The sequence below is a fragment of the Sphingomonas sp. 2R-10 genome (assembly GCF_030062225.1).
Classification (GTDB): Bacteria; Pseudomonadota; Alphaproteobacteria; order Sphingomonadales; family Sphingomonadaceae; genus Sphingomonas.
The window spans coordinates 64091-74485 of the sequence record NZ_JASCXF010000023.1 but is presented as its reverse complement, the minus strand read 5'-3'; the positions used below and the strand labels follow the sequence as shown (position 1 = coordinate 74485).

The following is a 10395-nucleotide window of genomic DNA, read 5'->3' as shown; positions in this document are numbered from 1 at the left end:
GACGGGCGGGGAGCGCAGCATCGCTTCGGTTCGCTGGATCAGGTCCAGCTTCCACGTCCGCCGCTGCAACTGCCACACGCCCAGCCCGATCAGGCCGGCGATGACGCATCCGATCGCGCAGGCGACCAAGATGCGCCGGATCGGCCGGGCCCGGGTCACATCGCGCTCATGTCCCCGGACATCTGCGGCATCATGTTCAGGTTCATATGGTACATGACCCACAATGACCCCGACAGCACGATGACGACCAGGATGACGGTGAAGATCAGCGCCATCAGCGTCCAGCCATTCTCCGACTTGGTGTTCATGTGCAGGAAGTAGATCATGTGCACGACGATCTGCACGACCGCGCAGAGCATGACGATGCCGGCGGTGATCCGGGTGTCGGCAAAGGCGCTGGTCATGACGAGCGCGAAGGGGATCGCGGTCAGCGCCACCGACAGCAGGAAGCCGATGACATATTCGCGGCGCGAGCCGTGCGCGGGGGCGTCGCCATGGCCGCCATGACCATGGCCGCCATGACCATGGCCGTGCGCGTCGGAATGGGCGTGGCCGGCCATCAGAGGACTCCCAGCAGGTAGACGAAGGTGAAGACGCCGATCCAGACGACGTCGAGGAAGTGCCAGAACAGCGACAGGCACATCAGGCGGCGCATGTTGGCGGCGCCCAGCCCGAATTTCGCGACCTGGCCCATCAGCGTCACCAGCCAGACGATGCCGAAGGTGACGTGCAGCCCGTGGGTGCCGACCAGCGTGAAGAAGGCCGACAGGAACGCGCTGCGCTGCGGTCCGGCACCTTCGTGGATCAGGTGGCTGAACTCGTACATTTCGATGCCGAGAAAGCACAGGCCGAACACGCCGGTGATGGCGAGCCAGCGCAGCGTCGCGGCCTTCTTGCCCTCTTCGGCGGCAATCATCGCGAAGCCGTAGGTGATCGACGAGAACAGCAGCATCGCGGTGTTGAGCGCGACCAGCGGCAGGTCGAACAGTTCCTTTGCGTCCGGGCCACCGGCGGTGCTGCCCGAATAGACGCCGTAGGAGGCGAACAGCATGGCAAAGATGAGGCAGTCGCTCATCAGGTAAAGCCAGAAGCCGAGCATCGTGCTCGACCCGGCTTCATGCTCATGCTCCTCCGCCAGATGATAGGCGCGTTCCGATGCGCCTGCGGGGACTTGTACCGACGAACCCATGATTTACGCCCCCGCGGCCTGGAGGTCGGCAGTGCGCTGCCGCTCCGTCTCGATGACTTCCTCGACCGGAATGTGGAAGTCACGATGGTAGTTGAACGTATGGTAGATCGCGACGCCGATCACCGCGACGAACGACAGCGCTGCCAGCCACCAGATGTACCAGACCATCGCCAGCCCGAATACGGTCGACAGGCCCGCCAGCACGATGCCGGCCCAGGTGTTGCTCGGCATGTGGATGGCGGTGAAGCCATCGGTCGGCCGGGCATATTTGTGGCTTTTCATGTCGTACCACGCGTCGAGATCGTGGACGACCGGCGTGAACGCGAAATTATAGTCGGGCGGCGGCGACGAGGTCGCCCATTCGAGGCTGCGACCGCCCCACGGATCGCCGGTGAAGTCACGCAGCTTGTCGCGGTTCATGATGCTGACGGCGATCTGCACCAGGAAGGCGGCGATGCCGACGGCGATGATCGCGGCACCCACGGCGGCGATGACGAACCAGATTTGCAGGCTCGGATCGTCGAAGTGGCGGAGGCGCCGGGTAATGCCCATCAGCCCCAGCACGTAGAGCGGGGTAAACGCGACCCAGAAGCCGACGAACCAGCACCAGAAGCTGACCAGCCCCCATTTCTTGTCCAGCTTGAAGCCGAACGCCTTGGGGAACCAGTAGTTGATGCCCGCGAACATCCCGAACACCACGCCGCCGATGATGACGTTGTGGAAGTGCGCAACGAGGAACAGCGAGTTGTGCAGCACGAAGTCGGCGGGCGGCACCGCCAGCAGCACCCCGGTCATGCCGCCGACCGTGAAAGTCAGCATGAACGCGATCGCCCACAGCATCGGCAGTTCGTAGCGGATGCGGCCGCGATACATGGTGAACAGCCAGTTGAAAATCTTCGCGCCCGTTGGGATCGAGATAATCATCGTGGTGATGCCGAAGAACGAGTTGACGCTCGCCCCCGAACCCATGGTGAAGAAGTGGTGCAGCCACACCAGATACGACAGGATGGTGATGACCAGCAGCGCGTAGACCATCGACGTATAGCCGAACAGCCGCTTGCCCGAGAAGGTCGACACGATTTCCGAGAACACGCCGAACGCCGGCAGGATCAGGATGTAGACTTCCGGATGGCCCCATATCCAGATCATGTTCACGTACATCATCGGGTTGCCGCCCAGCGTGTTCGTGAAGAAGTTGGTGCCGACATAGCGGTCGAGCGACAGCATCGCCAGCACCGCGGTCAGCACCGGGAAGGCGGCGACGATCAGGATGTTGGTGACCAGCGCCGACCAGGTGAAGATCGGCATCTTCATCAGGCCCATGCCCGGCGCGCGCATCTTGACGATGGTCGCGATCAGGTTGACGCCCGACAGCAAGGTGCCGACGCCGGCCAGCTGCAGCGCCCAGATATAATAGTCGACCCCGACGTCGGGCGAGTAGTCGAGCCCCGACAGCGGCGCGAACGCCAGCCAGCCGGTGCGGGCGAATTCGCCGACGAACAGGCTGGCCATGACGATGACGACGCCCGACGCGGTCATCCAGAAGCTGAAGTTGTTGAGGAAGGGGAAGGACACGTCGCGCGCGCCGATCTGGAGCGGGACGATGTAGTTCATCAGCCCGGTGACCAGCGGCATCGCCACGAAGAAGATCATGATGACGCCGTGCGCGGTGAACACCTGGTCATAATGGTGCGCGTTCAGAAAGCCTTCGTTCTGGCCGAACGCCATCGATTGCTGCGCGCGCATCATCACCGCGTCGGCGAAGCCGCGCAGCAGCATGACGATGCCGAGGATCATGTACATGATCCCGATCCGCTTGTGATCGACCGTCGTGAACCACTCTTTCCAGAGATAGCCCCACAGCTTGAAATAGGTCAGCGCCGCCAGCACCGCCGCGCCGCCGATGGCGACCGCGATGAAGGTCATGACAATGATCGGTTCGTGGATCGGGAAGCTTTCGAGCGTCAGACGCCCGAAGATCAGCTTGGTCAGGGTATCGGACATGATCTCGTTCTCAGCCCAGTGCCGGAGCGGTTCGGCCCGGAATCGCGGGCGGCGCGATGCGGGTCATGTTGCGGTTGGCGTCGCTGCCCGGATCGGCGGCGCCGGGGGCGGCCGACGACCCTTGCGGCGCGTCGCCGCTGCTGTGCGGGCTGACGCCATAGTCGGACGGCGCCTTTTCCAGCGCGCCCTTGGTACGCTTCCCTTCGGGCAACCGGTTGTTTGTCGGGCCGCCATGGCCGCCATGGCCCATGCTCTCGGTCATGCACGGCGTGCCGGGCTTCGCGCACATCTGGACGATGCGGTTGAACAGCCCCTGTTCGACCCCGGCAAAGCCCATCGGCGGCACCTTTTCGCTGGGCTTTTCCAGTTCGAGGTAGCGAGCGGTGTCGAGGCGGTTCGGCATCGCCTTCACGTCCGCGACGAACCTGTCGAAGCCGGCCTGGTCGGTGCTGATCGTCTTGAAGTTCATGTAGGAGAAGCCGGCGCCGCTGTAATGCGCCGACATGCCCTCGAACGTGCCGGGCTTGTTCATCACCGCGTGCAGCTTCGTCTCCATGCCCGGCATGGTGTAGATCATGCCGGCCATGGCGGGCACGTAGAAGGTGTTCATCACCGACGACGACGACAGGCGGAAACGGACCTGCCGGTCGATCGGCAGCACCAGCCGGTTGACGGTCGCGATCCCTTGTTCGGGATAGATGAACAGCCATTTCCAGTCGAGCGAGACGACCTGGATCTCCAGCGGCGCGTCGCGCGGGGTCGCGGGCTTTTCCGCAGAAATCCGGTTGATCGGGCGATATGGGTCGAGCAGATGGGTGCTGATCCACGTCAGCGCACCCAGCGCGATGACGATCAGCAACGGACCGGACCAGATGACAAGTTCGAGCGCGGTCGAATGGTCCCAGTCGGGCCGGTACGTCGCCTTCTCGTTCGCCGCACGGTATTTCCACGCGAACCATACGGTCAGCGCCATGACGGGCAAGATGATGAGCAGCATCAGCCCGACCGAGATCATCAGGACCTCGGCCTGCTGTTGCGCGACATCGCCGGCGGGATTTAGCACGACCATGTCGCATCCACCGAGCAGCGGCAGGGCCGCCAGGGGCAGGAGCGAGCGCAGTGGCCGATGCCACGGAAGCGAGCGGGGCAGGATCATGGCCGCGCCCTATGCCTGTCGATGCTGCACTGCGATAGGACATTTTGTCCTATCCCCGCCTTTGGTGCGGTGCGATAACGGGGCATATCTTTTACGCGCGCCTGTTCGCGCAGCTCTTGGAGTTTCCATGGCCGAGGCTTTCGTCCATTCCAGCGGCATCGAAGACGATGCGCGGGCCATCAACAACGACGGCAGCGAGGTGAACGTCCAGTCCGAGGAGATCGCCATCGGCGTCATCATCGGGCGCACGTCGGAGTTCTTCGACTTCTTCGTCTATGCGATCGCGTCGGTGATCGTGTTCCCGCAGCTGATGTTCCCCTATGTCGACCGGCTGACGGGCACGCTGTATTCGTTCGCGCTGTTCCCGCTGGCGTTCTTCGCGCGGCCGCTCGGCACGCTGTTGTTCATGGCGATCGACCGGCGGCATGGCCGCGGCACGAAGCTGACCATCGCGTTGTTCATGCTCGGCACCGCCACCGTCGCGATGGGCTTCCTGCCCGGCTATGCGCAGGTCGGCGCATGGTCGGCGATCCTGCTGGCGGGCTTGCGCATCCTGCAGGGCATTGCGCTGGGCGGTGCATGGGACGGGCTGGCCTCGCTGCTGGCGCTCAACGTGCCGCAGGACCGGCGCGGCTGGTATGCGATGATCCCGCAGCTCGGCGCGCCGCTGGGCCTGATGGTGGCCAGCGCGCTGTTCGCGTTCTTCACCGCCTATATGAGTGCCGAGGATTTCATCAGCTGGGGCTGGCGCTATCCGTTCTTCGTCGCCTTCGCGCTGAACGTCGTGGCGCTGTTCGCGCGGCTGCGCATCGTCGTGACGCCCGAATATACGAAATTGTTCGAAAACCGCGAACTCAAGGCCTCGCCGGTGCTGCCGACGGTGGCACGCGAATGGAAGACGATCGCGATCGGCGCGCTGGTGCCGCTGGCCAGCTTCGCGCTGTTCCACATGGTCACGGTGTTCCCGCTGTCGTGGATCTTCCTGTTCACCGAACAGGAAATCGCCCGCTTCCTGTGGATCGAGACGGCGTGCGCGATCTTCTTCATCTTTGCGATCGTCATCTCGGGCGTGATCGCCGACCATGTCGGCCGCCGGACGCTGCTCGGCTTCGGCGCGATCGCGATCGCACTGTTCTCCGGCCTCGCGCCGCTGCTGCTCAACGGCGGCGACGCGGGCGAGATCGCGTTCATGATTACCGGCTTCATCCTGCTGGGCCTGTCGTTCGGTCAGTCGTCGGGCACCGTGGCGTCGAACTTCGCCAAGGATTCGCGCTATACCGGCGCGGCGCTGACGTCGGACCTCGCATGGCTGTTCGGTGCGGGCTTCGCACCGCTGGTCGCGTTGGCGCTGGCCGGCAAGCTGGGGCTGATCGCGTCGGGCCTGTACCTGCTGTCGGGTGCGGTCGGCACGCTGGCGGCGCTGGCGCTGAACAAGGAACTGGCGCGGCGGCTCGACTAAGGCATTCCGTGCTGCGGCTGGTGGTGGCGGCGCTTGCGCTGGTGGCGGGAACTCCCGCCATCGCGCAGGACGCTGCCACGGTCGTTTCGGGCGAGACCGCGCTGGCGCAGGACGCCGCCGAGGTCGCGCGCGTGCGCGCGATCGATGCCGCCGCCGCGCTGCGCTTGCTAAGGGTGCAGGCGGCCAGCGTCGCCGCGACCGAATGGATCGAGGGGCGCTATCGCGACCGGTTGTCGGGAATCGCGATCGAGCGCGACGGCGCGGTGACGGTGCTGCTGACCGGGCACAAGCCGGTCGCCGATGGCGAGGTGCGCGACGGCGACATCGTCGTGCCGATCCGGTTCCGTACCGGGGCTAAGGCGACGCGCGCCGAACTGCTGGCCGCGATCGCGCAGCATCAGGCGGCGATTCGCGCGATGCTGATACGGCCGCCGGCGATGGGCGTCGATGCGCGGCACGGCGAATTGCTGGTGCTGATCGGCGCGAGTGATGCGGCGGGCGATACCGCGGCGCTGCGGCGGCGGATCGCGGATCTGACCGGCGTGCCGGTGCGGATCGCGACGACCGGGCGCCCCGATCTCGACCTTGCGGGCGAAGTCGTCGGCGGATCGCGGCTGATCGGTCCCGATCCGACGACCGGGCGGCGCTATTTCTGCACGACCGGCTATGTCGTTACCGACGGGACGCAGACCGGCGTCGTGACCGCGGCGCATTGCCCCGATACACTGGAGCATATCGCGAAGGACGGTCGCCGCACGCCGCTGGCCTTTGTCGGCCAATGGGGCTGGGGGTTTCACGACGTGCAGGTCAACGCCAGCCCCGATGCCAGCCTGCCGCTGTTCCATCCCGATGCCGCGCGCACGATGCTGCGCCCGGTCGAGGGGCAGCGCAGCCGCGCCGGGACGCGCGTCGGCGATATCGTATGCCACCGGGGCGAGAGCAGCGGCTATAGCTGTGCCGAGGTAGAGATGGTCGACTTCGCCCCATCGGGCGACCTGTGCGGCGGGCCGTGCCTGCCGACGTGGGTCGCGGTCGCCGGGCCGGGATGCCGCGGCGGCGACAGCGGCGGGCCGGTGTTCATCGGCACGACCGCGGTAGGGATACTGAAGGGCGGGAGCTATCGGCCGGACGGGTCGTGCGTTTCGTACTATTACATGTCGCTCGATTACCTGCCGGACGGGTGGCGGCTGGTGCGGGCTGCGCCGTAGGGGCGCGAGTAGCAATGCGCCCAACTGCGCCCAACTGTCATTCCCGCCTGCGCTGGAATGACGATCATGATCGGTCCCTATTCGTACAGGCAGCTTGGCCGGCTATCATGCCGGACAAGCCTTCACACGGACTTCCGCCGCCCCCAAGTCTTCCCGATGACTCCCGCGATCCCCGCCGCCACCCTGATCCTGCTTCGCGATCGCCCCGTCGGGCCGCCCGAAATCCTGATGGTCGAGCGGGCGGCGGCGATGGCGTTTGCCGGCGGCGCGCTGGTGTTCCCCGGCGGGCGGATCGACCCCGGCGACGAAGCGTTGGCGCTGGCGATGGGCGATGGTGATCTGGCGCCGCGACTGGCCGCGATCCGCGAGACGATCGAGGAGGCGGGGATCGCGATCGGCCTCCCCGGCGACGTTGCGGCGCTGCGCGCGGCGCTCGCGGAGGGTGCGCCGATCGGTGCCCTTGGGCCGGTCGATTCCTCGCCGCTGATCCCCTATGCCCGCTGGCGGCCCGAGCATGTGCCGGTGCGCGTGTTCGACACGTGGTTCTTCGTCGCGCGGCTGCCGGACGATGCTCCGGCCGCGGTGGTCGATGCTACCGAGAATGTGCGCACGCTGTGGACGACGGCCGCCGATGCGCTGCGGGCGGCGGACCGGGGAGAGGCGGCGCTGCTGTTCCCGACGCGGCGGGTGCTGGAGCGGCTGGCGCGACAGGCCGATGTCGCGGCGGTGCTGGCCGATGCGCGGGCGTGGCCGGTGCGGACGATAACGCCACGGGTCGAGCGGCGCGGCGACGGTGACTGGATCTGCATTCCCGACGACCTGGGCTATCCGGTAACGGGTGAGCCGGCGACGCGGGCGGTACGCGGGTGAAGGCGCTGTCGACCGGAATCCGCGCGCTGGTGTGGCTGGCGATCCTCGCGGGCGTCGCGTTCGCGCTCTACGCCTTCGCCCGCAGCCGGCCGCAGGACGTGCCGTGGACGCCACTCGACCTGTCACAGCCGATCGGCATGTTCACCCGCGGCAAGATCGGCGACCTGCGCGGCGACTTCGCCGGGTGCCGGGCGCTGCTCGACGGGGCGGGGGTGCGCTACACCGCGCTGCCGCCGCGCGACGGGGCGGGGCAGTGCGGCTATGACGACGCGGTGCGGCTGCGTGGCGGCGGATCGCGGACGATCGGCATCACTCCGGACGTCGGCGTATCATGCCGGGTGGCGACGGCGATGGCGCTATGGGAATGGCAGGTGGTGCAGCCCGCGGCGCAGAAGCATTTCGGGGTCCCGGTCGCACGCATCCAGAATTTCGGCAGCTACAACTGCCGGCGGCTCTATGGCCGCGATACCGGCGCTTTCAGCGAACACGCGACCGCCAACGCGCTCGACATCGCCGCCTTCGTGCTTGCCGACGGCCGCCGGATCAGCGTCGTCGGTGACTGGACGGCGGGGCGGGGGCGCGACGACGCCGCCAGGGCCGCGTTCCTGCGCGAGGTGCGCGACGGGGCGTGCGGCGTGTTCTCGACCGTGCTGTCGCCCGACTACAATGCCGCGCACCGCGACCATTTCCACTTCGATCAGGCGGCGCGGGGGTTCGGCGGAGCCTGTCGCTAGAGCCTGATGACATGGTTTTGGCCCGTCGGGACGGAGCCGATGCAGGTCTGTGGACAGGAGAGAGGACGGAACGGGGCCTTGCCCCCGTGACGGACGAGCGACGCCGCCACGGACCTGCATCGGCCCGCCGCTTCGCGGTTGCCCTGCGCCGCCCGCTGGACATCGTCGCACCGCTTGCCCGGGCGATGCGCCCGCGCTGCGCGGCACTCCTTGCCAGCGAACGGCGCAGGGCAATCACGATGGGTCAAAACCATGTCATCAGGCTCTAGACCCCGCCGCCGCGCTCAATGCATCGCGGTGCCGGCTTCGACCTTTTCGACCCAGGCCGGGTAGAAGGCCGGCTGCCGCATTGACCAGCCCGACGCGGTCGCCGCCGCCTCGCTCAGGGATTGCAGCAGCTTGCGGCGCAACTCCGGGTGGAGATGCGGCAAGGCCGCCGACGCGCAGAAGGCGGCGGGCAACCACGGCCGCGCCTCGGCACCGACCAGCCGCTCGTAGAGGAAGCGATAGGCGCCGAACGTCGTCAGCCGCCCCTGGCCGAGGTCGAATGCGGTCACCTGCAGCAGCGGGGTCATGAACGGCTCGATCGCGTCCAGCCCGCTGTCGTCGGGGATGCAGGCGCGAATGTCGGGCAAGCGGTCGTAGATGCGCGCCTGTGCGCGGATGCTCGCCGCCTCCACCACGTCGCGCGACCAGCGGCGCATCGCGTCGTCGCGGTCGAGCCCGATGTCGAGCGCGCGTCGGATGTAGCGCTGCGTCGCGGCCGAAAAGGTCGCGAACTCCTTCATTTCCGCCAGCGTCATCGCACCTGCCGCCGGCCGCCTTGCAATCGCCATTCTCCCGAACTCCCCGCCCATGGCTTCCACCGACCGGATATTGCCGTATAATGGTTAACGGCTTGCTGAACGAAACGCGGCTCGTCCGGTCGGTGACATATTCGAACATCGATCGTTTTGCATTGCAACATCGGCGCGACGCGGTTCGTCGCATTCCACGCGGCATGTGGTTTTCGAGACAGCGAATGCGGGTCGGACGGCGGGCGGGGATTGGTTCATCCGCCGGTCATCGCCGCGCAAACACGGTTCGTCGGAAAAGGTTCCGCGGCGAAGGGTAGCGGGGTTTCCGCGGCCGCCAAACCCTGCTTCATGCCGCTCACGACATTCGTGGGGCCGTGGGGGTCAGATGAACTTTGGTGCTGTGGCAGCGCGTTTCGCGCTGGTGGTTTCGTGCGCGCTGGCGATGGTCGCCCCGGCCCAGGCCCGGTTCTGGCAATGCGCCCCCTATGCCCGCGAGATTTCCGGCGTCGAGATTTTCGGCAATGCCCACACCTGGTGGGGCCAGGCGTCGGGCAAGTACGAACGGGGACATGCGCCGCAGGAAGGTGCTGTGCTGTCGTTCGCCGCCACGTCGAAGATGCGGCTCGGTCACGTCGCGATGGTGTCGAAGGTCATCAGCGAGCGCGAAGTGCTGCTGACCCACGCCAACTGGTCGCGTCGCGGCGGGGTCGAGCGTGACGTCCGCGCGATCGACGTATCGCCGGCCGGCGACTGGACGGAGGTCAAGGTGTGGTTCGGCCCGATCGGTGGCCTCGGCACCTCGGCCTATCCGACCAACGGCTTCATCTATGCCCGGCACCCGTCGCGCGCGACCGGGATCGATGCGCCGCTCATCATCGTCAAGAGCGATCCGCCCGCACCGCTGCCCGGTGGTGCCAGCGCCCAGCCGGCGCGGATGGTCGTCGCGCTCAACGACTGATCGACGGCCAACGCCGTATA

11 protein-coding genes are annotated in these 10395 nt (G+C 66.8%); 5 read left to right on the top strand and 6 right to left on the bottom strand.

What is annotated here, in order from left to right:
• The 5 genes from QLH51_RS12270 to cyoA all read right to left on the bottom strand — a co-directional run.
• On the bottom strand, positions 1-159 hold a 159-nt coding region (locus QLH51_RS12270), incomplete at its 3' end, for an SURF1 family cytochrome oxidase biogenesis protein (RefSeq protein WP_283514555.1).
• Positions 156-560: a cytochrome o ubiquinol oxidase subunit IV gene (gene cyoD, locus QLH51_RS12265; RefSeq protein WP_206429115.1), complete on the bottom strand. Its 405-nt coding sequence runs from the start codon at positions 558-560 to the stop codon at positions 156-158. The genes cyoD and QLH51_RS12270, both read right to left, overlap by 4 nt.
• Complete coding sequence (gene cyoC / locus QLH51_RS12260; RefSeq protein ID WP_125659456.1) at positions 560-1189, bottom strand: cytochrome o ubiquinol oxidase subunit III; 630 nt, start codon at positions 1187-1189, stop codon at positions 560-562. Before cyoC ends, cyoD begins: the two co-directional genes overlap by 1 nt.
• A gap of 3 nt (positions 1190-1192) precedes the next feature.
• Entirely contained in the window at positions 1193-3193 is a 2001-nt protein-coding gene (cyoB, locus tag QLH51_RS12255; protein ID WP_125659453.1) for a cytochrome o ubiquinol oxidase subunit I, read from the bottom strand.
• 10 nt (positions 3194-3203) lie between these two features.
• Positions 3204-4349 carry a ubiquinol oxidase subunit II gene (cyoA, locus tag QLH51_RS12250; protein WP_283514550.1) on the bottom strand — a complete coding sequence of 382 codons (1146 nt, stop codon included), beginning with the start codon at positions 4347-4349 and terminating at the stop codon, positions 3204-3206.
• 127 nt (positions 4350-4476) lie between these two features.
• On the opposite strand from cyoA, the gene QLH51_RS12245 reads away from it, so the two are divergent.
• The 4 genes from QLH51_RS12245 to QLH51_RS12230 all read left to right on the top strand — a co-directional run bounded on the left by QLH51_RS12245 (position 4477) and on the right by QLH51_RS12230 (position 8620).
• Complete coding sequence (locus QLH51_RS12245; RefSeq protein ID WP_125659450.1) at positions 4477-5808, top strand: MFS transporter; 1332 nt, start codon at positions 4477-4479, stop codon at positions 5806-5808.
• 8 nt (positions 5809-5816) lie between these two features.
• Positions 5817-7016, top strand: coding sequence for a hypothetical protein (locus QLH51_RS12240; protein WP_206429113.1), 1200 nt, complete (start codon positions 5817-5819; stop codon positions 7014-7016).
• Positions 7017-7172: 156 nt separating this feature from the next.
• A complete protein-coding gene (locus QLH51_RS12235; protein WP_125659447.1) occupies positions 7173-7886 on the top strand; it encodes an NUDIX domain-containing protein in 714 nt (237 codons plus the stop codon).
• Positions 7883-8620 (top strand): extensin family protein, encoded by a 738-nt coding sequence (locus QLH51_RS12230; protein WP_125659444.1) that lies wholly within the window; start codon positions 7883-7885, stop codon positions 8618-8620. Before QLH51_RS12235 ends, QLH51_RS12230 begins: the two co-directional genes overlap by 4 nt.
• Before the next feature lie 284 nt (positions 8621-8904).
• Here QLH51_RS12230 and QLH51_RS12225 read toward each other — a convergent pair whose 3' ends face one another.
• Positions 8905-9456 carry a hypothetical protein gene (locus QLH51_RS12225; RefSeq protein ID WP_125659441.1) on the bottom strand — a complete coding sequence of 184 codons (552 nt, stop codon included), beginning with the start codon at positions 9454-9456 and terminating at the stop codon, positions 8905-8907.
• Positions 9457-9802: 346 nt separating this feature from the next.
• Between QLH51_RS12225 and QLH51_RS12220 the strand changes: the two genes are divergently transcribed.
• Entirely contained in the window at positions 9803-10375 is a 573-nt protein-coding gene (locus tag QLH51_RS12220; RefSeq protein WP_125659438.1) for a CHAP domain-containing protein, read from the top strand.
• Positions 10376-10395: the final 20 nt, after the last annotated feature.

Excerpts from the sequence above, each read along its gene's own strand:
- cyoD (WP_206429115.1), bottom strand. The coding sequence starts at position 560 with ATGGCCGGCCACGCCCATTCCGACGCGCACGGCCATGGTCATGGCGGC.
- cyoC (WP_125659456.1), bottom strand. The coding sequence starts at position 1,189 with ATGGGTTCGTCGGTACAAGTCCCCGCAGGCGCATCGGAACGCGCCTAT.
- cyoB (WP_125659453.1), bottom strand. The coding sequence starts at position 3,193 with ATGTCCGATACCCTGACCAAGCTGATCTTCGGGCGTCTGACGCTCGAA.
- cyoA (WP_283514550.1), bottom strand. The coding sequence starts at position 4,349 with ATGATCCTGCCCCGCTCGCTTCCGTGGCATCGGCCACTGCGCTCGCTC.
- QLH51_RS12245 (WP_125659450.1), top strand. The coding sequence starts at position 4,477 with ATGGCCGAGGCTTTCGTCCATTCCAGCGGCATCGAAGACGATGCGCGG.
- QLH51_RS12235 (WP_125659447.1), top strand. The coding sequence starts at position 7,173 with ATGACTCCCGCGATCCCCGCCGCCACCCTGATCCTGCTTCGCGATCGC.
- QLH51_RS12225 (WP_125659441.1), bottom strand. The coding sequence starts at position 9,456 with ATGGCGATTGCAAGGCGGCCGGCGGCAGGTGCGATGACGCTGGCGGAA.
- QLH51_RS12220 (WP_125659438.1), top strand. The coding sequence starts at position 9,803 with ATGAACTTTGGTGCTGTGGCAGCGCGTTTCGCGCTGGTGGTTTCGTGC.